This window comes from Bradyrhizobium sp. U87765 SZCCT0048 (assembly GCF_018131225.1).
GTDB lineage: Bacteria > Pseudomonadota > Alphaproteobacteria > Rhizobiales > Xanthobacteraceae > Bradyrhizobium_A.
On record NZ_JAFCMM010000004.1, the window covers coordinates 297,337 to 318,377 of the forward strand.

At 65.1% G+C, this 21,041-nt stretch carries 17 protein-coding genes and 1 pseudogene; 13 read left to right on the plus strand and 5 right to left on the minus strand.

The genetic code is table 11. The features are described from left to right. Positions 1-188 precede the first annotated feature (188 nt). Both JQ639_RS24135 and JQ639_RS24140 read left to right on the plus strand, forming a co-directional pair. Positions 189-1,709, plus strand: a complete 1,521-nt coding sequence (locus tag JQ639_RS24135; protein WP_211967544.1) for a hemopexin repeat-containing protein — start codon at positions 189-191, stop codon at positions 1,707-1,709. 315 nt (positions 1,710-2,024) lie between these two features. Continuing rightward, positions 2,025-2,822: an MBL fold metallo-hydrolase gene (locus JQ639_RS24140; RefSeq protein ID WP_211967543.1), complete on the plus strand. Its 798-nt coding sequence runs from the start codon at positions 2,025-2,027 to the stop codon at positions 2,820-2,822. Between the two features lie 65 nt (positions 2,823-2,887). Here JQ639_RS24140 and JQ639_RS24145 read toward each other — a convergent pair. Next, positions 2,888-3,052 (minus strand): annotated as a pseudogene (locus JQ639_RS24145) (JAB domain-containing protein); the annotation flags it as partial. A gap of 105 nt (positions 3,053-3,157) precedes the next feature. Further along, complete coding sequence (locus JQ639_RS24150) at positions 3,158-3,388, minus strand: helix-turn-helix transcriptional regulator (RefSeq protein WP_137900589.1); 231 nt, start codon at positions 3,386-3,388, stop codon at positions 3,158-3,160. 530 nt (positions 3,389-3,918) lie between these two features. Between JQ639_RS24150 and JQ639_RS24155 the strand changes: the two genes are divergently transcribed. Both JQ639_RS24155 and JQ639_RS24160 read left to right on the plus strand, forming a co-directional pair. Next, a complete protein-coding gene (locus JQ639_RS24155; RefSeq protein ID WP_137900590.1) occupies positions 3,919-4,926 on the plus strand; it encodes a TerC family protein in 1,008 nt (335 codons plus the stop codon). A 238-nt stretch (positions 4,927-5,164) separates the two neighbouring features. Beyond that, entirely contained in the window at positions 5,165-5,614 is a 450-nt protein-coding gene (locus JQ639_RS24160) for a tellurite resistance TerB family protein (protein ID WP_116970706.1), read from the plus strand. Here JQ639_RS24160 and JQ639_RS24165 read toward each other — a convergent pair. Then, positions 5,615-6,372 (minus strand): IS5 family transposase gene (locus JQ639_RS24165; RefSeq protein WP_116970707.1). Its coding sequence is split into 2 segments (ribosomal slippage): positions 5,615-6,039 and positions 6,039-6,372, totalling 759 coding nucleotides; the frame shifts between segments, so codons are not numbered across the junction. A gap of 508 nt (positions 6,373-6,880) precedes the next feature. Here JQ639_RS24165 and ilvD point away from each other — a divergent pair. From ilvD to JQ639_RS24195, 6 genes are all read left to right on the plus strand, one after another. Next, entirely contained in the window at positions 6,881-8,644 is a 1,764-nt protein-coding gene (gene ilvD / locus JQ639_RS24170; RefSeq protein WP_116970708.1) for a dihydroxy-acid dehydratase, read from the plus strand. After that, positions 8,631-9,734, plus strand: a complete 1,104-nt coding sequence (pyrC, locus tag JQ639_RS24175; RefSeq protein ID WP_116970713.1) for a dihydroorotase — start codon at positions 8,631-8,633, stop codon at positions 9,732-9,734. Before ilvD ends, pyrC begins: the two co-directional genes overlap by 14 nt. A 46-nt stretch (positions 9,735-9,780) precedes the next feature. Then, positions 9,781-10,605, plus strand: a complete 825-nt coding sequence (locus JQ639_RS24180) for a DUF6671 family protein (RefSeq protein WP_349644564.1) — start codon at positions 9,781-9,783, stop codon at positions 10,603-10,605. Positions 10,606-10,753: 148 nt separating this feature from the next. Further along, positions 10,754-12,067, plus strand: a complete 1,314-nt coding sequence (locus JQ639_RS24185) for a bifunctional folylpolyglutamate synthase/dihydrofolate synthase (protein ID WP_116970710.1) — start codon at positions 10,754-10,756, stop codon at positions 12,065-12,067. A gap of 381 nt (positions 12,068-12,448) precedes the next feature. Beyond that, positions 12,449-13,246 (plus strand): DUF4386 family protein, encoded by a 798-nt coding sequence (locus JQ639_RS24190; RefSeq protein ID WP_116970711.1) that lies wholly within the window; start codon positions 12,449-12,451, stop codon positions 13,244-13,246. Between the two features lie 46 nt (positions 13,247-13,292). Then, positions 13,293-14,228 carry an NAD-dependent epimerase/dehydratase family protein gene (locus tag JQ639_RS24195; protein ID WP_137900591.1) on the plus strand — a complete coding sequence of 312 codons (936 nt, stop codon included), beginning with the start codon at positions 13,293-13,295 and terminating at the stop codon, positions 14,226-14,228. Between the two features lie 8 nt (positions 14,229-14,236). Here the strand turns inward: JQ639_RS24195 and JQ639_RS24200 are convergent, their stop codons facing one another. Beyond that, the gene (locus tag JQ639_RS24200; protein ID WP_116970728.1) at positions 14,237-14,860 is read right to left on the minus strand and encodes a Crp/Fnr family transcriptional regulator; all 624 of its coding nucleotides are present in this window, start codon (positions 14,858-14,860) and stop codon (positions 14,237-14,239) included. 110 nt (positions 14,861-14,970) lie between these two features. Continuing rightward, positions 14,971-15,858, minus strand: coding sequence for a LysR family transcriptional regulator (locus JQ639_RS24205; RefSeq protein ID WP_116970729.1), 888 nt, complete (start codon positions 15,856-15,858; stop codon positions 14,971-14,973). Between the two features lie 100 nt (positions 15,859-15,958). On the opposite strand from JQ639_RS24205, the gene JQ639_RS24210 reads away from it, so the two are divergent. Genes JQ639_RS24210 through cysD form a run of 3 tightly spaced genes read left to right on the plus strand, consistent with a single transcriptional unit; the run spans position 15,959 to position 21,041 of the window. Next, positions 15,959-17,584, plus strand: a complete 1,626-nt coding sequence (locus JQ639_RS24210; protein WP_116970730.1) for an NADH-quinone oxidoreductase subunit L — start codon at positions 15,959-15,961, stop codon at positions 17,582-17,584. Further along, a complete protein-coding gene (locus JQ639_RS24215; protein ID WP_116970731.1) occupies positions 17,581-20,139 on the plus strand; it encodes a YbcC family protein in 2,559 nt (852 codons plus the stop codon). Before JQ639_RS24210 ends, JQ639_RS24215 begins: the two co-directional genes overlap by 4 nt. Continuing rightward, the gene (cysD, locus tag JQ639_RS24220; RefSeq protein ID WP_116970737.1) at positions 20,136-21,041 is read left to right on the plus strand and encodes a sulfate adenylyltransferase subunit CysD; all 906 of its coding nucleotides are present in this window, start codon (positions 20,136-20,138) and stop codon (positions 21,039-21,041) included. Before JQ639_RS24215 ends, cysD begins: the two co-directional genes overlap by 4 nt.

The window sequence follows — 21,041 nt, forward strand, 5'->3', positions numbered from 1 at the left end:
CCTGTCGCTTGCGGCAGCCCGGCACCGGTGTTGACACGAACCGCGCTCCATTGCTCGATATTTCCAGGGCTGCCTTCGCATCGGGTTCGTTGTTGCCGCGGCCTGTGTCGCCCTGTTAATCAGGACGCTTCCAGGCCGCCGGCACCGCTTCCGGTGCCCGCGACCTGGCGCCGGGGGCGAGGCGACGCATGCGAATGTTTCGCGCTTTGTGGTGTGCGATGGCTGCGCTGCTGCTATCCAGCGGCAGCCATGCCCAGACGTTCGGCTGGTCCTGCCAGCCCAAATGCATTGACGCCGGCGTGAACTGGAGCGGTGGCCGCCACTACCTGTTCAAGGGCAACCAGTACGTCAGATATACCGGAGAGGACGCGGACGACTATTACCCGCGTCCGATCGCCGGCTCCTGGAGCGGCTTTCCGGCCGCGTGGTCGGCCGGCATCAACGCGGCCGTCGACTGGGGCAATGGCAAGGCCTATTTTTTCAGTGGCCGCGAGTATCTGCGTTTTGATATCGCCGCGGACAAGGCCGATGGCGGCTATCCACGTCCGATCGCGGGAAACTGGAACGGCTTCGCGGCGACGTGGTCGTCCGGCATCGATGCGGCCGTCAAATGGAGCGCCGGCAAGGTCTATTTCTTCAGAGGTAGCGAATATCTGCGCTTCGACGTCACAACGGAGAAGGTCGACGAGGGTTTTCCGCGGCCGATCGCGGGAAACTGGCCAGGCTTCCCGCACGACTGGTCGAGCGGTATCGATGCGGCCGTCAACTGGGGCGACGGCACGATCTATTTCTTTCGGGGCGATCGCTATGTCCGCTATGACGTCACGCCCGATGGAAAGTTCGGCTACACCGGCGCACGATCGGTCCCGGGAAACTGGACGGTCTTTGCCGAGCCGCCACGCGTGGACCTCAACGAAACCTACGTGACCGTTCCGGTCACTGCGCGCGGCCTCGGTGGGCAGGTCCATGGCGGGCCGATGATCCTCACCTTCTATCGGCCCAAGGGTGCCGGGCCGTTCCCGGCGGTGATCTACAGCCATGGCAGGCGGCCCTACAATCGCGAATTTCCAATGCGTCGCCGCGAGTCCGAGATTGCCGAGGCATGGCTGCGCCGCGGCTTCAGCTTCTTCATCGCGACGCGTCTCGGTTATGGCGGCACAGGCCTCGATCCCGATGTCGAGGAAAACGGCGGCTGTGCCAAAGCGCAGTATGAACCAGGCGCCAGAGCCGCGGTGGAGCAGGCGGTGGCCGCGGTGACCTACGCGCGGACGCTTCCGTTCGTCGATCGCAACCGCATCATTCTTGCCGGAAACTCGACCGGTGGATTGGCCATGATGGTCGCTGCGGGCACGCCGATGCCCGAGGGCGTGCTCGGTGCAGTGAACTACGCCGGCGGTGCAGGCGGCGGCGTCCTTGGAGTCGGTCACCCCTGTAATGAGCCGGATCTCCGCGCTCTGATGGTCAAATATGGCCACACGGCGCGCCTGCCGATGTTGTGGCTCTATGCCAGCGATGACGCGTTCTGGGGACCGGCCTTGCCGCGCCTGTGGTACGCGGATTTTGTCAAAGCCGGCGGCAAAGCCGAATTTCAGGAAATCGAGAACGGCGGCCATGGCCACGATGTGGTCAGCCATCCGGAGGTCTGGGGCCCGGCGGTCGATGCCTTTCTTGCCAGGCTCGGCCTGAGGCCGGCGGCCGCCCGGCGGTGATGGATCAACGGCCGTGACGTCCCGTCTGCGAGGCGGCCGGGCTTCGCCGCCGGTCGCGCGTCTTGTCGCGCGACCGCGCTGTTGTCGCGACAGGCGCAGCGCGTTCACGAGCGCCGACAGCGCGGCTGGCTGATGCCGACGCGTGGGATAGCTGCGTTCACGGGCGACCATCGCAAACGCGGCGAGATCGTTCAGTTCGCTCTGCATGATTTATGAATTTTCCTCATCACGTCATCCTGGGTCGCAGGTCTATCGTCATAAAGTCCGCTGTCCTAGGCTCGGTCAATACCGAGGCACAGGCGAGAAGGTGGCCCCATGATCGTGACATTGCACAGCGACAGCGTTTTCGGCGGCATGTCGGGACAGTGGCGTGTCTGGTCGCTGTCGGACGGCTTTATCGAGATGCCGGTGGATCTCCTGCGCGATCCGCACAACAATCCGGTGCCCCATGCCGCGCAGGCGGCGGCGCTGCGCCTGTCGGTCAATTGCTTCGCCCTGGCAGGTCCGGATGGTGACTGCATTCTGATCGACAGCGGTGGCGGTGGTTGGGCCCCCACGGTGGGACGTCTCGAGCAGACGATGACGGAAGCCGGGATCGATCCGGCTGCGGTCTCCGTGCTGGTGCTCACCCACACCCATCAGGATCATGTGCTGGGGCTGTTGACCCCCGGCGGCCGCGCGCTGCTTCCGAACCTGACGGCGATCATGATCAGCGACGAGGCGATGGAGGGTTTTCTCGCCGAGCCGCTGCTCACGCGGTTTCGGCCGTTGCTGAAGTCCGTCAGGCCTGGCGATGAGGTGGCCGGGCGATTGCGGGCCGTCGCCCTGCCGGGGCATGCTCCCGGTCACACCGGCTATACGTTTGACACGGGCGAAGACCGTTTCCTGTTCTTCGGCGACATCGTCCATGTGCCATCCCGGCAGTTCGGCAATCCCGCGCTGAGCTGGGGCTATGACGACGATCAGCCGATCGCCCGCGCCACCCGCCTCGCGGTTTTTCATGAGGCAGCGGAGACCGGGACATGGATCGCCGGCGCGCATCTCGGCTGGCCGGGTATCGGCCGGGTGATCCGCAAGGGGGATGCCTACGATTGTCAGCCGGCATCGACATGACCTAACGGTGATGTCGCCGATCTCCGCGCGTGCATATCGAAGAGCTGCGCGCGGATCTGGCGGGATTACATCAGCCGCAGGCTCTTCAGGCTGGCATGGCCATTCTTGCCGATGATGATGTGATCGTGCACCGCGATGCCGAGCGGCTCGGCGATGGTGACGATCGCCTTGGTCATCTTGATATCCGCCTGCGACGGTGTCGGGTCGCCGGAGGGGTGGTTGTGCAGGAGTCTGCTATGATCGACTAACCTGCTGTAGTTGCGCTAGAAATTGGTGATGCGTAAGTTGGGTGAGGTCGGCAACTGAGATCGGCAAATCGTGCACCTGGGTGATCATCACACCTGATCCTGACCCCTCATGCCGAGGCGCGTTGATGCACGGCAGGTCACGCGGTTCTTCTCGTCCCAGGCATCGAGTTCGTCAACGGGATACAGCACGGCTTTGCCGATCTTGATGAAAGTCGGCCCGATTCTCATAGCCCGCCAGTTGCGTAGAGTGCCTATCGAGATGCTGCCACGGTAGCGCTCCGCGACTTCTTCGGCAGTGAGATATCTCCTAGGGTCCATGCTTAGCTCCACATCTCGCATTCGCGGCGCCCGCCGACGCACTTTTAGCCAAGGATCACACAAGGCGGTGCGAACACGTTCCGGCAGGTTTCCGCACGCTGGCGCATGCGGTTGCCCGCTACGAATGGGACTTTCACCTTCGGACGGGAAGGGCGGACAAGCGGTGGTAGTGGCCGCGGACACCCACGGATAAGAATCGGACGGGCCGCGCTCGTTCGGTCGGGTGGTCGACGATCGTCGCCCACGGTCCGCTTTTCAAGCAACTCCAGCACAGCGTGCAACGCGGCGCAGAAATGAGCCGAATGACCGCGCGGATCCAGTGATGAGATTGCCGATCAAGCGTGGTCAGGCCGTAAGGCCGATCTGATCTTTGCGTTTGAAGCATCTTCCCTTGTGGCTAGTCTGGGCGCTTCCTATATGACCGTCGCGGGCCGGGCCCCTCTGGCGACCATGATGGTCGTGATGTCGGACCGCATCGAGTGCGCTCGATGCCCGGGTCCGATCCTACGCTCCCGATCGAGCCGCACTCCATGACAGGGAGGCGGCATTTGGAATTCCTACTGCTCGATTGGCTCGGCAACCCCGCTTGGATGTGGCTGGGCTTTGTGTCGATCGTCGGTGTGCTGCTCGCGCTGGACCTCGGTGTCCTGCATCGCAAGCAGAAAGAGATTGGCGTGCGCGAAAGCCTCGTGCTCTCGGCAGGCTACATCGTGCTTGGAGTCTCCTTCGCCGGCCTCGTTTGGTTGCAGCTGGGCGAAACCGCGGGCATCCAGTATCTCACCGGCTTCGTCGTCGAAAAGAGCCTGGCGCTCGACAACGTCTTTGTGATCGCGTTGATCTTCGGCTACTTCGCGGTACCACGTCAGTATCAGCATCGCGTGCTGTTCTGGGGCATTCTCGGCGTCATCGTTCTACGCGCGATCATGATCGGCATCGGCGCCACGCTGGTCGCCGAGTTTGCGTGGGTTCTCTACGTCTTTGCGGCCTTCCTTATCCTGACCGGGATCAAGATGCTGGCGCTGGGTGACAAGGAGACCGATCTCTCAAAGAACCCGGTCCTCAAGCTGATCCGCCGCCGCTTCCGCGTGACCGAGGAGTTGCACGGTGAGCGCTTCCTGGTGAAGCTGCCGGACCCGAGGACGGGGCGGCCGGTGCGCTATATGACGCCGCTCTTCCTCGCGCTGATCCTGATCGAGATCGCGGACGTGATTTTCGCGGTGGACTCAGTGCCCGCGATCTTCGCGATCACCACCGATCCCTACATTGTGTACACGTCGAATATCTTCGCGATCCTGGGGCTTCGCGCGCTCTATTTTGCACTTGCTGCCGTTCTGCACCGCTTCGCTTACCTCAAGCAGGCGCTTGCCGTGCTGCTGATCTTCATCGGCTCGAAGATCTTCGTCGCCGATTTCCTCGGGCTCGACAAATTTCCCGCCATCTGGTCGCTCGGCGCCACTTTCGCGATCCTCGCCGCCGGCATCGTCTATTCGCTGTGGCGGACCCGCAATCCCGCCCCTGCCGTGAAAGGCAAGTTCTGATGCCGTGCCGCGGCGTCTGGCTCGACCGCGGCCAGCTCGCAGAGCTGCTGGGGGTCGCACGGAAGGATGATGCCGCTGATCCGGCCCGCAAACGGGAGCGGACGTCGGAAGCGGCCACGCCAACCGAGAGCCCGCTCGTCTCGAAGGTCGGCGCGTTTGGGACGATGGTCACGACAACTATCGGCGCAACGAGCGGCGATCGCGCATCTTCGACTGATCGGCCGGTTGGCGGCGCTTCATGCAACATCGAGGAAAAGGAGATTACATGCCGTATCGACACGCGCTTGGAGGTTTTGCGAAACGCTCCTGGGAAGACTTCGGCGACGAGGTTCATCGGGCGCAGAACGAACATCTGATGGAAGGCATCGTCGCGGGGTGTGCGCTGATCGCCTTCGCCGATGGCTGGGTAACGACGGAGGAGCATGACCGGATGCTCGGGTTGATCCGTGGATTTGAGCCGATCGCTGCGTTCGGGCTAGACGATGTCACCGCGACGTTCGAAACTCTGACCGAGCGGTTCGCCAAGGACCAGAAGGGTGGCGAGGCGGCCGCGTTCGAGGCGGTCGCACGCGTCAAGGGCGCGCAGCGGTATCCGGCACTGCTCGTCGAGGCCTGCTGCGCGATCGCCGCTGCCGATGGCGGGTTCGACTCCGAAGAACGGGCGACCGCTAGGCTCAGGACTCATTGATCAGAGCCAGAAGATCACGGTGGCGGCGAGGGCGATAGCGGAGAAGAAGACCGTAGGGCACCGATCGTAGCGGGTGGCGACGCGGCGCCAGTCCTTGAGGCGGCCGAACATGATCTCGATGCGGTTGCGGCGTTTGTACCGACGCTTGTCGTATTTGATGGGGTCGAGACGGGATTTCCGCCCAGGAATGCAGGGCTTGATCCCCTTCTGCTGAAGGGCATCCCTGAACCAGTCGGCGTCGTAGCCGCGGTCACCCAGCAGCCATTGCGCCTTGGGAAGGTCGTCGAGAAGCGCCGCAGCGCCGGTGTAATCGCTGATTTGGCCTGCGGTCATGAAGAAACTGAGCGGGCGGCCGTTGGCGTCGGTGACAGCATGAAGCTTGGTGTTCATCCCGCCTTTGGTGCGGCCGATCAGCCGCCCGAGATCCCCTTTTTAACCCGCAGGCTCGATGCCGTGCGGTGCGCCTTCAAGTAGGTCGCGTCGATCATAACCGTCTTCGGATCGGCACCCTCGGCGGCCAGCCCTTCCATCATGCGGAGGAAGACGCCCATCTCGCCCCAACGCTTCCATCGGTTGTAGAGCGTCTTGTGCGGACCGTACTCCTTGGGCGCATCACACCAGCGCGAACCGTTGCGATTGACGAAGATAATCCCGCTCAGCACCCGCCGATCATCGACCCGGGGCCTGCCGTGGCTCTTGGGAAAATATGGCCGGAGCCGAGCCATCTGCTCGTCCGTCAGCCAGTACAGGTCGCTCATCTTCAGTCTCCTCGCGGAGCCTGAATCAGATCATGCCTCTCAAATCAATGGGTCCAGAGCCTAGCCGGATCTGCGAAGTTCTCGGGCTCGAACCGGCGGACTTTGGGTTGGCCGACGCGCCTTGAAACGAGGTGGTCGCAAACTGACTTCGATCGGGATCCACACCGACGTTTGGAAGTGAGCGGCCTGGGTTGACCGTCAGTGTTTGCCCTGAATCCGGATCCCGGCAAGGTGTTGCTGTTGCGACGAAGGAATCGCTTCCGTCGCAGTGCGAGGAACGCCGGGCGCGCGTTGGTTTGGCGGTGCGGACGTGCTTGCGTCGCGCCGTTTAAGCTCGGTGGCGGGTTGTTATATAAAACAGAACAAAACCGTGAGTTATTTGAAGTAACTAAAAGCTCTCACTACCGCTACCGTACAGGGAGGACGGTTTCGAAACGGCAGAGCGGAGCGGCTGGTCCCATGCAAATCGCAGGACAGAAGATCGGGTTGCACGTCGCGGAGGCGCTTCGTGGATGACCGTGACGAATCCGCGCCGACGCAGTCTCGGGCTGTCCAATCGGACCCGGGCAAGTCGGGGCTGCCGAGCCGGCATACGACAGTAGGCCCCGAGCGCGCACCCCATCGCTCGTTCCTGTACGCGATGGGCTTGTCGGCCCGCGAGATCGCGCAACCTTTCGTCGGCGTCGTCACGACCTGGAATGAAGCGGCGCCCTGCAACATCTCGCTGTCTCGGCAGGCGCAGGTGGTGAAGAAGGGGGTGGCGGCCGCCGGCGGCACGCCGCGCGAGTTCACCACCATTACGGTCACCGACGGCATTGCGATGGGGCACGCCGGCATGAAGGCCTCGCTCGTCAGCCGCGAGGTGATCGCCGACTCGGTTGAACTCTCCGTGCGCGGTCATTGCTACGACGCGCTGGTGGGGCTGGCCGGGTGCGACAAGACTCTGCCGGGGCTGATGATGGCGATGCTGCGCCTCAACGTGCCCTCGGTATTCCTCTACGGCGGCTCGATCCTGCCGGGACGGTTCCGCGGCAAAGACGTCACGGTGCTCGACGTGTTCGAGGCGGTCGGCGCCAACGCCGCCGGAACGATGAGCGATGCGGACCTCGCCGAACTCGAAACGGTGGCATGCCCATCGGCGGGGTCATGCGGCGGCCAATATACCGCCAACAGCATGGCCTATGTGTCGGAGGCGATCGGTCTCGCTCTGCCGGGTTCGGCCAGCACACCGGCGCCTTACGAGTCCCGGGACCGGTTTGCCGACGCGTCGGGTCGCGCGGTGATGGCGCTGCTCAAACGGGGCTTGCGCCCGCGTGACATCGTCACGCGCCAGGCGCTCGAGAATGCGGCCGCGGTCGTCGCCGCGACAGGCGGATCGACCAACGCCGCGCTCCATCTGCCGGCGATGGCCCATGAGGCAGGCATCGCCTTCGACATCTTCGATGTCGCCGCGGTGTTTCGGCGCACGCCGTTGATCGCCGATCTGAAGCCCGGTGGACGCTATCTCGCCAAGGACGTGCACGAGATCGGCGGCGTGCCGGTGGTCCTGAAGGCGCTGCTCGACGGTGGCTTCCTGCACGGCGAATGCCTGACGGTCACGGGCCGCACCCTGGCCGAGAATCTGGAATCCGTGCTTTTGCCCGACCACCAGGACGTCGTCCATCCGACGACGCGGCCGCTGTCACCGACCGGCGGCCTCGTCGGCCTTTCCGGAAATCTCGCGCCTGAAGGGGCAATCGTGAAGGTGGCGGGCCTGCGCAGGCTCGCCTTCAGCGGTCCGGCGCGCGTGTTCGACCGGGAGGAGGATGCCTTCGCAGCGGTGATGCAGCGGCGCTACCATGCGGGCGAGGTGCTCGTCATCCGCTACGAGGGGCCGCGTGGCGGACCCGGCATGCGCGAGATGCTGTCCACCACCTCGGCGATCTATGGCCAGGGCATGGGGGAGGACGTGGCCTTGATTACCGACGGCCGCTTCTCGGGCGCGACGCGCGGCCTGTGCGTCGGTCATGTCGGACCGGAAGCCGCGGTCGGCGGCCCGATCGCATTGATCGAGGACGGCGATGTGATTGAGATCGATGCGGAGCGAGGGACGCTCTCGCTCCGCATCGATCCCGCCGAGTTGGCGGCGCGCCGCGAGCGGTGGCAGCCGCGCCGGCATGCCTTCCAGTCCGGAGCGCTGTGGCGCTACGCGCAGACCGTCGGTTCCGCCGGCAAGGGCGCGGTGACCCATCCAGGCGCTGCCGCCGAAGAGCACGTCTATGCTGATATCTGACCCAGGCGCCGCAGCCGAGAGAGTGGAGTCATCCAGCGCGCACCGCTTAGTCCTTCGCCAGCCCGATGATTGGCATGTGCATCTCCGTGACGGCGGGATGCTCGCCGCCGTCGTCAACGAGACCGCCCGTCAGTTCGCCAGGGCGATCGTCATGCCCAACCTCGATCCGCCGGTGACCACCGTGGCCGCGGCGGAAGCCTATCGTGCGCGGATCCAGGGGGCGCTCGCGCCTGGCCTTGCCTTCACACCGCTGATGACGGCCTATCTGACCGACGACATCGCCCCGGCGGAAATCGAGCGCGGCTTCAGGTCCGGCGTGTTCACCGCAGCCAAGCTCTATCCTGCGCATGCGACCACCAACGCCGCGCAGGGCGTGACGGACGTGGCTCACATCTTCGGCGTCCTTGACGTCATGCAGCGCCTGGGGATGCCGTTGCTGCTGCACGGGGAAGTCACGGACCACGACGTCGATGTTTTCGACCGCGAAGCCGTCTTCATCGACCGTGTGCTTGCGAATGTCGTCGCAGGATTTCCCGCTCTCAAGATTGTCTTCGAGCATATCACCACCGCCGAAGCCGTGGCCTTCGTCGAGGCCGCCGGGCCGAACGTCGGCGCCACGATCACGCCACACCATCTGATGATCAATCGCAACGCGATGTTCGCCGGCGGCATCAGACCGCATCTCTACTGCCTGCCGGTCGCAAAACGCGAGCGGCATCGTCTGGCGTTGCGACGCGCGGCGACCTCGGGAAATCCGAAGTTCTTCCTCGGCACCGATTCAGCGCCACACGCGGTCCGTGACAAGGAGTCCGCCTGCGGCTGCGCCGGCATCTTCAACGCGCCGGTCGCCCTGCAGAGTTACGCCACGGTGTTTGACGAGGAAGGTGCGCTGGACCGGTTCGAAGCCTTCGCGTCTGAGCATGGAGCGCGCTTCTACGACCTCCCGCTCAACGCCGGCTCGATCGTCCTTGAACGGACACCATGGCGGGCGCCATCGGTCTTCGCCGCTGCTGGCGACCAAGTCGTTCCGTTCCAGGCCGGTGCGTCCATGGCCTGGACGTATCGAGGACCGATCGATGCGCCGTCATGAGCGAACCGCGATCTATGAACCACGTCCTTACGCAGGTCGCAGCGCCGTGCTCGCCACCATGCATCGCAAGGAAGAAGCGATCGCGCCGGCCCTTAGCGCGACCCTTGGTCTTGTCGTCGTACCCGCGGCGGGTCTCGATACCGATCAGCTCGGGACGTTCTCGGGCGAAATCGCGCGGCAGGGGACGATGCTCGAGGTCGCGGTGCGCAAGGCGAGGCTGGGCATGCAGGGCGCCGGATTACCGCTCGGCCTCGCCAGCGAGGGCTCGTTCGGGCCCCATCCAGCGATCCCGTTCTTCGCGGCCGGCATGGAGCTCCTGGTGTTCGTCGATGACGAGAGGGGGATCGTCGTCAGTGAAAGCCTGATCGCCGACGCGACCAACTTCGGCCATCTCGTCGTTTCTCCAGGCGATGCGCTGGAGGCATTCCTCGAACGGGTGGGATTCCCGAGCCACGCCCTGATCGTGCGGGCGAATGAGGGTTCGGTGACAGCGGCTCTCGTTAAAGGCCTCACCGACCGGAAAGGCCTTGCGCTCGCGATCGCGGCCGCCGCTGCCGCATCCTCGGATGGCCGGGCGCGTCTCGAGACCGACATGCGCGCGCACCTCAATCCGACGCGGATGAAAAGCCTCGCCGCGCTCGCGGATCGCCTCGCTCGACGGCTCGCGACACCGTGCCCTGCGTGCGGCGCGCCCGGCTTCGGACGTACGGGATCGCGGATCGGGCTGAAATGCGAGGACTGCGGCGCGCCCACCGAAATGGTCCTCGCCGAGGAATATGGTTGCTCGGTGTGTGGGTGTCGTGAGGAACGGCCTCGGTCTGATGGGTTGCTCCGTGCGCCGGCGCAATATTGCCCGGAGTGCAATCCATGAGGAAGCGGGGCGCTCGCCCGGATTCGAGATCGTCGTCGCGGGGTGCTGCTGCTCGGAGGCGTGCGCGGCGCGAAGGGCGGACCCCGCCGGCTTCGGTGGGGCCCGCCGAATCGCCAATCGCACCGCCGCTCCCGGTGGACCGCCCCTCGTGATCCACGGTGTGCGAGCTCACGACGCCGCGCTGGAGCGGCTGCGCGCGCTGCATCCGCAGCTGATCGACTTCTCGCTCGTTCGCATGAAGCGTCTCTGCGCGAAACTGGGGCGCCCTGAGCGTCGGCTGCCGCCCGTAATCCATGTGGCGGGGACCAACGGCAAAGGGTCGACGATCGCCTTCCTGCGCGGCATCGCCGAGGCCGCCGGCTTACGCACGCATGTCTATACCTCACCGCACCTCGTACGTTTTGCGGAGCGCATCCGGCTGGCGGGCGAACTGATTTCCGAGGACGATCTGGCCGAGGTGGTGGCGCGGATTGAAACGGCGAACGAGGGTGAGCCGATCACATTCTTCGAGATCACGACGGCGGCGGCGTTGCTGGCGTTCGCGGAGACGCCCGCCGATCTCTGCCTTGTCGAGGTGGGTCTGGGCGGGCGTTATGACGCAACGAACGTCATAGAGCGTCCGGCGATCACGGCCATCGCGCCCGTCGCCCTTGACCACTGTGAGTTTCTTGGCGAAACGATCGCCGAGATCGCGGGGGAGAAGGCCGGCATCATAAAACCCGGCGTTCCCTGCGTTTCCACTCGCCAGGTCGAAAGCGCCTTGGTCGTGATCAGGAAAGCGGCCGAGCGCGCACGAGCGCCGCTGATGCTCGCTGGCCGCGACTTTAATGCATGGACGGAACAGGACCGCGTCCGCTACCAGGACTCTGCCGGCAATATGGACTTGCCCCACGGTCGTTTGATGGGCGCGCATCAGGTCGCCAACGCGGGGCTCGCGGTAGCCGTGGCCCGCAAGTTCGGCTTGTCGGATGCAGCCGTGAACGAGGGACTGAGACGCGCCTCGTGGCCTGCCCGGATGCAGCGCTTGACGGCGGGTCCGCTGGCCGCACGAGCGTCAGCGCGAGGCGCCGATCTCTGGCTCGACGGCGCCCACAATCCGCACGCGTTCGAATCGCTGGCGCGATCGTTGCGCGACCTCAGAGCGAGGGACGGGCGGCCATTGGCAGTCATCCTCGGCGTCCTCGCCAACAAGGACCTTGAAGGCATCTTCGCGGCGTTGTGTCCGATCCGTCCCCTAAAGCTGTTGCTCGTGGACTTTGATGCAAGCGGGGCGGCCGATCCCGCGGTCCTTTTGGACGTGGCTCGGCGTACAGGGCTTGGCGCGGAGGTTCGGCCGGATGTCTCATCGGCTCTCGATGCGGCGCTTTCTGGCGATGGGCCGCCGCCGCATGTGGTCATTTGCGGTTCGCTGTATCTCGCTGGCGAGGTCTTGGCGCTGGACTTAGAAACCTGGCCAAAATGAAAGGCTGACGTTGCCGCAGGGTGCATTCGAGCGGAAGCCACGGCATCCTTTCCGTTCGCCGCCCGGATGGGCAACTCCAAGCCAATAATTCGAAACGCGACGCTTCTCGGTGCCCGCGTAGAAGGTCTCGCTGAGGTTCGGGACCGGAAGAGGCCTTTGCGAGGGGGTCGGCGGGAGAGCTCGCGGTTGGCTGCGCAAGGCCGAAGGTCCAGCTCCGACCAGCGGGCTAGGGATTCACAACCGGGTTCAGTGGGACGGACACCGTCGATCTTACCCGACATCAATGGCAGCCGAGCCTGAGGTCTCCATAAACGGGGGGTAAGTCGTCGCGTAACGACCCCAATCCCCCTGCGCTCCCCTGCGCGAGAAGGAGAAACCCGGATGGCCAGTGTTTCAAATCCCATGACTCGTGATCTGTCAGCGGGAGTATCGGATCAACCCCAAGCGCCACCCTACCTCCCGGCAGCTGTGCTCCTGCTCGCCCAATTCATCTTGATGTGGGCCGCCTTCTTCATATTGATGCCGTCAATCAACTGGCCCGCGTCGCTCGGGGAGCCGCCATCGATCATCCTGCCGTTGATCCTTCAACAGGCCGGTCCGGTCTTTGCGGGCTATCTGAGCTACCTCCTGCACGCACTGATTCTGATTCCCTTGGCGATCTTACTCGGCCGCACATTGGCGATGGGGCGGGCGCTCGGAAACTTTGCGGTTGCGCTCGGAATTCTGGCCGGGGTCGCGAAAGCGTTTGGTATCGTCCGCTGGCTGTTCCTGATGCCGGGTCTCGCCGTTGCCTATGTCGATCCGGGCGCGAGCGGCGCCACCAAAGCCGCGATTGAGGTTGTTTACGTTTCCTTCAACGCCTTCGCTGGCGGGGTTGGTGAACTTTTAGGTGTCGGCCTTTTCGCCGGCGTCTGGACCATCCTGGTTTCGATCGCCCTGCTGAGGCTAGGCGGCGGCGCCCGCATCATCGGCTGTGCCGGTTTTATTGCGGCGGCAGGTCTGCTCTCCACGCTACCCTCGGTGATCGGGGTGGAATCATCGATCCTGCTGACGCTTTCGGGGATCTTCTGGCAGCTCTGGACGGCGGCGCTTGCGATTTGGCACCTGCGCGCACGCTCAGTGGAAAACATTGGGATCTCATCCGACGCGAGAGCGGCCGTCCGATCAAGCCGAGCCTGATCACGGCACAGGTGAACCCCCATCGCGCGGACCGGGAGCTACTTTGATGAACAGCCATGATCTGCATGTCGTGATCGGCCAGGGTCCGGTCGGCAAGGCCGTCGTCAGCTCGCTGTTGCTGCAGGGCGCGCGGGTTCGGACCGTCACCCGCTCCTCTCGTTCTGCCCGCCATGCAGGCGTCGAGGTTCACGTCGGCGACGTCTCGCGGCGTGAGGACGCCATATCGGCCTGCGCAGGGGCCACCGTGGTCTATCAATGCGCCGCGCCGCCCTATCAGAGCTGGTCCATGATGTTTCCGAAGCTGCAGGCGAGCGTTCTGGAAGGGTCTGCGCGTGCCGGCGCGGTCCTCGTGGCCGCCGAGAACCTCTACGGATACGGCGTTGCCGGGACTCTGGATGAGAACCTTCCGCTCATCGCGACAACGCGGAAGGGCAAGGTTCGTGCAGATCTCAGCCGGCAACTGATCGAGGCCCACCAACGCGGCGATGTGCGTACAGTGACTGGGCGTGCAGCCGACTTCCTCGGCCCCGGCGTGCGCCAATCGGCGTTTGGTGAGCGCGTGTGGCCGAACCTGTTAAAGGGCAAAGCGATTGGATGGTTCGGCAACGCCGACATGTTGCACAGCGTGACATATGTACCGGACTTCGCCCAAGCGCTGATCCGGCTCGGGCGGGAGGAGCGCGCCTGGGGCAGGGCATGGCACGTGCCGTCTCCACCGGCGCTAACGCCACGGGAGATCCTGACGCGGGCGGCGGAGATCGCTAACGCACCAGCGCCCAAGATCTGTCGGGTTCCCAGGTTCGTTCTCCGAACGATCGGCCTCTTCGCGCCTGCGGCGAGCGAGGTTATTGAAATGGCCTACTCCTATGAGGCGCCGTTCATCATCTCCGACAAGGCTTACACCGAAACGTTCGGCGTCCGCGCCACGGACTGGGACGACGCGCTCACGGCGACGCTGGAAAGCTGGCAGAACGCATCTTGACGCTCCGATCACCGCTTAACGGGTAGCTTTTTGACGAGCCGCCCGCGGATGCGCGACAGGCTTTCCGGCGTGATTCCGAGATAGCTCGCAATGAGATATTGTGGCACACGCCGTGCCACCTCCGGCCTGGCGTTGACAAACGTGCGGTAGCGCTCGTCAGGCGCAAGGGTGAGGAGACTGGTAGAGCGTCGCTGTGAGCCAACCAGTGCCGCCTCCACCATCAGCCGACCGAATCGCTCCATCGCATGGTCGGCGGCGTAGGCGGCGTAAAGTGCCCGGCGAGACAGACAGATCACCTCGGACGGTTCCAGCGCCTGCATCGACTGAGATGCGGGCGCTTGGGACAGGAAGCTCGATGCATCGGTGAAGACCTGGTCCTTGTCGAAAAACTGTCCGGTGCGCTCTTCACCGCTATCGCCGTCGAGAAAATAGTAGCGAACAAGCCCGGCTGACATGAAGTAGATGTGCTCAGCGATGTCCCCGACCCGGAGCAGATGGTCGCCTTTGGCAAGCACACGGAGTTCGCAGGCGTCCGCGATATCGTTCAGCGTCAGCTCGGACGGCGTCAAGGGTGCCACTGATCTGATGATCAGGTCGGAAAAGGCTGCAAATGCTGGATCCTTGGAACGCATCCAGCGACTATACGCGATGCGGTGAATGCTGAAGTTCGCTTTGTGTTCGGTCGACCGTCAGCCCTTGAGACGATGTGACAGGCCTCATGATGCGCATGTGAGCAACAAAGTCATTTATCCTTTACCGCCCGCGTGAGCAGCTCCCCGAGCAAGGGATTCGGAAAGCGGCGCTTCTGGGTGATCGCGTAGAATGTTTCGCTGAGGTTCGGGACCGGACAGACCTCCACGAGCAGGCCGGCGGCGAGTTCGTCGCGCACGACGATCGGCGGTACGAGAGCCAGACCGTCGCTGTCACGGGCGAGGAGCCGCAACATGGCCATGTCATCCACTTCGGCAAAAATGATCGGGCGCACGCCGGCGAGTTCGAGGATCCGATCGAACCCAACGCGAATTTCACTGTCGAGACTCGGTAACAAGATGGGCTGCGACCGCAGGTCGTCCGGGAAGCGGAACGCGGTCGGTTCGGCGCGCGGGCGCCTTACCAGTGCGACCGGCTGCTGAGCGAGCAAATGGCTGCGAAGGTCGGAGCGCGCGTCGTGCTGCGGAGCGCTGTTGGCGAGCACGACATCGATCATATGCGCCTCAAGCTGGGCGAGGAGATCGCGCATGGTGCCTGAGCGGATAATCAACTCGACGTCGGCCCGGCCCACGAGTGGGCTCAGGAACTCCAGCTGGAAGTTTCGGGATAGCGTCGTCAACGCGCCCACCCGGAACGCCTGCCGCCGATCCACCGGCCGCCCTTTCATCGTGCTCACCAGCTCGTCTCCGGCCTGAAAGACGGTGTCGGCATAGTCGAGGGCGATCCGACCGGCCTCGGTGAGGATGAGACGCTTGCCGGATCGGTCGAACAGCGGATGGCCCAGCTGCAGCTCGAGCTTGCCGAGCTGCACCGAGAGGGCCGATTGCGAGAGATTTAGCCGATCGGCGGCGCGGGTAAGGCTGCCCTCATGCGCGATGGCCCAGAAATAGCGCAAGTGGTGATAGTTGAGGGTTGCCATTGCATGATTTTACAGAAACGAACGAAGTGCCGCAATCTTTGTATTATTAAGAACCCGCATGTGGCGTTAATTGATAGGTCGCTTCTCGCTGGAGACGACCATGACGCCGAACCTGACCTGGTGCCTCGCTCTCGGACCATTCGCGCTCGCAGTCGCCGGATTGGCGACCGGAAGCGCCAAGTCGGGTCAGCGACAGGTCGGAGGGGGCGCCGCTTGGATCGCCGGCTTCGCCCTGGCGATGGCCGCAGCCGCGGGCCTCTGCGTCGCGGTCAACGGCCCCCTGGTGACAGGCACGGTGGGGTTCGCAGGTGTCGGCCTGGGATTCTACGTCGATACTCTGGCCGCGATCATGTTCGTGCTGGTCGCCTTCGTCGGCCTGATCGTCGTCCTGTATAGCCGCAACTATCTCGACGGCGACCGCGGGCAGGCCCGCTTCACCAAGTGGCTGTGTCTGACCCTCGCGGCGGTGCTGCTGCTGATCGTCTCGGGCAATCTGTTCCAGTTCGCGCTGGCGTGGATCGCGACCAGCCTCGGGCTCAACAAGCTGCTGCTGTTCTATCCCGAGCGGCAGGCGGCCGTGCTCGCCGCGCGCAAGAAATTCCTCGCCAGCCGGCTCGGCGATCTCTGCCTGATCGCGGCGATGGTGCTGCTCCATCAGGCTTTCGGCAGTCTCGACTATGCGGTCCTGTTCGCGGGGGCGGAGGCGATGCGCGTCGGCGGAGACATTCCCGCTGCCATCCATGCGGTCGCGGTACTGCTGGTGATCGCCGCGCTGCTCAAGTCGGCGCAGTTCCCGCTGCATGGCTGGCTCACCGAGGTGATGGAGACACCGACACCCGTGTCGGCGCTCCTCCACGCCGGCGTGATCAACGCCGGCGGCTTCCTCGTGCTGCGTTTCGCCGACGTCATTTCGCTCTCGTCGCCATCGATGGAGATCCTGGTCATCGTTGGCGGCGTTACCGCGCTGTTCGGATCGGTCGTCATGCTGACCCAGACCAGCGTCAAGGTTTCGCTGGCCTATTCGACCATCGCCCAGATGGGCTTCATGATGCTGCAATGCGGGCTCGGCGCGTTCGCCGCAGCGTTGCTGCACATCGTCGCTCACTCGCTCTACAAGGCCCACGCCTTCCTCTCGTCTGGCAGCGTCATCGACCTGGCGCGGGCGTCGTGGTCGCCGAGCCCCGGCGGTCAGCCGCACCCGGCCCGGATGGCGATGATCGTCGGCCTGGTCCTGGCCGCGGCTTTGGTCGTGGGGACGCTGTTCGGCGCGACGATCACCGCGCAACCCGGTGTGTTCGCCCTCGGCGCGGTGGTGATGCTGGGTCTCGCGCACCTCATAACCCAGGCCTTCGACGAGCGGCCAAGCCTCTATGTCGTCGGCCGGACGGCCGCGCTCGCACTGGTGGTGTCGCTCGCCTATTTCGGACTCCAATGGGCGGTGGAGCATGTGCTTGCCGGGTCCTTGCCCCCGGTGCAGGCGCTGCGCGGACCACTCGACCTCGTCATCGTCGCCCTGGTCGTCCTGGCGTTCGCGGCGGTGACCGTCTTCCAGAGCGTCTTGCCGGGCAAGGCGGACGCCCCGCGCTGGCAGGCGGCCTACGTCCACCTTGCCAACGGCCTCTACGTCAACACGCTCGCCAACCGGCTGGTGCTGCGGTTCTGGCCAAGCCCGCCGCCGCCGCCCGCGATCGTTCCTTCGACCCCTGTCAGCGGAGTTCCCTCATGAGCCATGCCGTCGCCGCCGCGATCGACCCGCCGAGGCGGGCGCAAGATGCGGAGCCAGTGGCCAACCCGCCACGCCCGGCGATCGACGCCGCCATCGACCGGGCGTGCAATAAGATCGCGCCGCTTTGGCCGCTCAAGCACTTCGTCGCGGTCAATCCGTTTCTCGGCTTCAGCGACCAGAGCTTTTCCTCGACGTGCGCGACGCTGCGCCGCGTCGCCGGCGTCGACATGCTGATGCCGCGTGCATTCTACCGAGAAGCGCTGGCGGCGGGACGGATCGAGGATCGCGACCTGAAGGCGGCGGTCGCCGCGACGTCCGGTCACGCAGCGCTGGCGAGCGACGACGCGGCGCTGCGCCGGTCGGCCGCAACAGACCCGGTGACGAAGAGGCCAAAAGCAGTGGTTGCGACCGTCGCCGAGGTTCTCGACAGCCTGTCGGCGGGCGACCGCCAAGCCTCGCGCACTGCCTTCATGATCGACGAGATCTCGAAGTGGTGCGCGGCCTATTTCGACGAGGGTCAAGCCGCGTGGAAGCTGCCGTCGCGGGCGCTGCCGCCTTACGCCGCCTGGCGCGCGGCTATGCAGTTCGACCGCAACCCCGAGACGATGGGAATCAAGGGCTTCCGCAAGGCCGTCGCCGCCATGCCGGACGACCCGCGCGAAGCGATCGCCGCAGTCGTGGGCGCGCTCGGCATCCCCGAGCGCGCGGTCGAGGATTACCTGCACCGCGCGCTGATCGATGTCGGCGGCTGGGCCGCCTATGCGCGATACCGCGTCTGGGACAACTCGCTCTACGGGCGCGATGACGACACGCTGGTGCAGCTGTTGGCGATCCGGGTGGTGTGGGGCTATGCGCTGTTCCTCGAACGCGCCGACCCGGATTTTAGGGCGGCATGGTCGAAGGCGATGGCAGAGGCCACCGCGCTGCCGGAGGACGAGCGCCTTGGCGACGATCCGGAGCTGGTCGTCGATCTGATGCTGCACGAAGCCTATGAGGCCGGGTATCAGCGCCAGTTACTGGCGCGGCTCGGGCAGCACCTCGCATCCCCCGTGCCCTCAAAGGCTGTGCGCAAGGCGTTCCAGGCGGCGTTCTGCATCGACGTGCGCTCCGAGGTCTATCGGCGCGCGCTCGAGACGGTCTGCCCCGACGCCGAGACGATCGGCTTCGCCGGCTTCTTCGGCTTCCCAATCGAATATGTGCCGATCGGCCGCGACACCGGCGGCGCGCAATGCCCGGTGCTGCTCAAACCCGCCTTCGTCGTCTGCGAGGCGGTCGCCGGTGCTTCCGAGCCCGAGGAGGCGGAGATCCTCAACCGGCGCCTGCTGCGCCGCCGCGCGGCGAAGGCGTGGAAGGCGTTCAAGCTCTCGGCGGTGTCTTCCTTCACCTATGTCGAGACGGCGGGGTTGCTGTTCGCCGGCAAGCTCGTCGGCGACAGCGCGCGCCTGACCCGGACGGTCAGCGACCCCAATACCGATGGCCTCGACGAGAGCGTCATCGATCGGGTGGGCCCGCGTCTAGATCCCCGCGCGGTGGCTGGCCGGCTCACCGGCTTCGACGACGCGCAGCGTGTCGCCATGGCCGAGGCCGTCCTGCGCGCGATGTCGATGACGCAAGACTTCGCGCGCCTGGTCCTGCTCACCGGGCACGGCAGCACGACCGTCAACAATCCCCATGCCTCGGGGCTCGATTGCGGCGCGTGCGGCGGCCACACCGGCGAGGCGAACGCACGGGTCGCCGCCGCCATCCTCAACGATCCGGGCGTGCGCAGAGGTCTCGCCGGCAAGGGAATCGATATCCCCGAGGACACCTGGTTCCTGGGCTGCCTGCACGATACGACCACCGACGAGGTCCACATCTTCGACGCGGACGATCTCCCCGCGTCCCACGCCGCCGATCTCGCCGCTCTGCGCAGGGCGCTGGCGAAGGCTTCGTCGCTGGCGCGCGCCGAACGCGCGCTGGGGCTCGGAATCGACAAGACCAGGGACGTTGATCGTGCGGTGAAGGCGCGTAGCCGCGACTGGGCGCAGGTCCGTCCCGAATGGGGGCTCGCGGGCAACGCCGCCTTCATCGCCGCGCCGCGGTCACGGACGCGCGGGCTCGATCTCGGCGGCCGCGCCTTCCTGCACGACTATGACTGGCGCAAGGACGACGGGTTCGGCGTGCTCGAACTGATCATGACCGCGCCGATGGTCGTCGCGAGCTGGATCAACCTGCAATATTACGGCTCGACCGTGAACAACCGCGCCTTCGGCAGCGGCAACAAGGTGCTGCACAACGTCGTCGGGCAGCTGGGGGTGCTGGAGGGCAACTCCGGTGACCTCAAGGTGGGATTGCCCTGGCAGTCGGTCCACGACGGCGAGCGCTTCGTGCATGAACCGCTGCGGCTCAACGTCTTCATCGCAGCCCCCGAAGACGCGCTGAATGGCGTCATCGAGAAGCACGCGGGCGTTCGTCATCTCGTCGACAACGGCTGGGTTCACCTCTTCCGGCTGGCCGATGAAGGCCGGGTGATCCGCCGCTACGTCGGTGGGCTTCAATGGGAAGCCGCCGCATGACCGCACGGCTGTCCCACCTCGCGCGACTGGAATCGGAGGCGATCCACATCCTGCGCGAAGCCGTCGCCGAAGCGCGCAAGCCGGTGATGCTGTTCTCGGCCGGCAAGGACTCGACCGTGCTCGCTTACCTCGCCTTGCGCGCCTTCTTCCCGGGAAGGCCTCCGTTCCCGCTGCTCCACATCGACTCGACCTGGGAGTTCCAGTCGCTGCTCGACTTCCGCGACGGCTTCGCGCGAGAGCATCGCTTCGAGTTGATCGTCCACGCCAATGAGGCGGCGCGCGCCGCCGGTCTCAACCCGTTCGATCATGGCGATCGCTATACGTTGGAGATGCGCACCGAGCCGCTCAAGGCCGCGCTGGACCAGGGCGGCTATGACTTCGTCTTCGGCGGGGCGCGCCGCGACGAAGAGAAGTCGCGGGCCAAAGAGCGGGTGTTTTCCGTTCGGAGCGCCGGCCATGTCTGGGATCCGCGCCAACAGCGGCCCGAACTCTGGAACCTATACAACACCCGGCTCGGCAAGGATCAGTCGGCGCGGGTGTTCCCGCTCTCGAACTGGACCGAAACCGACGTCTGGACCTACGCGCTGACACACGACATCGCGCTGGCGCCGCTCTATTTCGCCGCGCCCCGGCCGGTTGTCGAGAGGGGCGGCGGGCTGATCGTCGTCGATGATGAGCCCCGCATGCGACTGCGGGCCGGCGAAACCGTCCAAACCAAGACCGTGCGTTTTCGGACGCTCGGCTGCTGGCCGGTGACGGCGGCGGTCGAATCCGACGCGGCCGACCTCCGCTCAGTCGTTCAGGAGACGTTGGCTGCCACGGGATCGGAACGTCAGGGCCGGATCAGTGACGGCGAGGACGGCGGCTCGCTCGAACAGAAGAAGCGGGAGGGGTATTTCTAG

Excerpts from the sequence above, each read along its gene's own strand:
- JQ639_RS24140 (WP_211967543.1), top strand. The coding sequence starts at position 2,025 with ATGATCGTGACATTGCACAGCGACAGCGTTTTCGGCGGCATGTCGGGA.
- JQ639_RS24160 (WP_116970706.1), top strand. The coding sequence starts at position 5,165 with ATGCAACATCGAGGAAAAGGAGATTACATGCCGTATCGACACGCGCTT.
- JQ639_RS24155 (WP_137900590.1), top strand. The coding sequence starts at position 3,919 with ATGACAGGGAGGCGGCATTTGGAATTCCTACTGCTCGATTGGCTCGGC.
- cysD (WP_116970737.1), top strand. The coding sequence starts at position 20,136 with ATGACCGCACGGCTGTCCCACCTCGCGCGACTGGAATCGGAGGCGATC.
- JQ639_RS24195 (WP_137900591.1), top strand. The coding sequence starts at position 13,293 with ATGAACAGCCATGATCTGCATGTCGTGATCGGCCAGGGTCCGGTCGGC.
- JQ639_RS24135 (WP_211967544.1), top strand. The coding sequence starts at position 189 with ATGCGAATGTTTCGCGCTTTGTGGTGTGCGATGGCTGCGCTGCTGCTA.
- JQ639_RS24210 (WP_116970730.1), top strand. The coding sequence starts at position 15,959 with ATGACGCCGAACCTGACCTGGTGCCTCGCTCTCGGACCATTCGCGCTC.
- JQ639_RS24200 (WP_116970728.1), bottom strand. The coding sequence starts at position 14,860 with ATGCGTTCCAAGGATCCAGCATTTGCAGCCTTTTCCGACCTGATCATC.
- JQ639_RS24205 (WP_116970729.1), bottom strand. The coding sequence starts at position 15,858 with ATGGCAACCCTCAACTATCACCACTTGCGCTATTTCTGGGCCATCGCG.
- JQ639_RS24150 (WP_137900589.1), bottom strand. The coding sequence starts at position 3,388 with ATGGACCCTAGGAGATATCTCACTGCCGAAGAAGTCGCGGAGCGCTAC.
- JQ639_RS24190 (WP_116970711.1), top strand. The coding sequence starts at position 12,449 with ATGGCCAGTGTTTCAAATCCCATGACTCGTGATCTGTCAGCGGGAGTA.
- JQ639_RS24215 (WP_116970731.1), top strand. The coding sequence starts at position 17,581 with ATGAGCCATGCCGTCGCCGCCGCGATCGACCCGCCGAGGCGGGCGCAA.
- pyrC (WP_116970713.1), top strand. The coding sequence starts at position 8,631 with ATGCTGATATCTGACCCAGGCGCCGCAGCCGAGAGAGTGGAGTCATCC.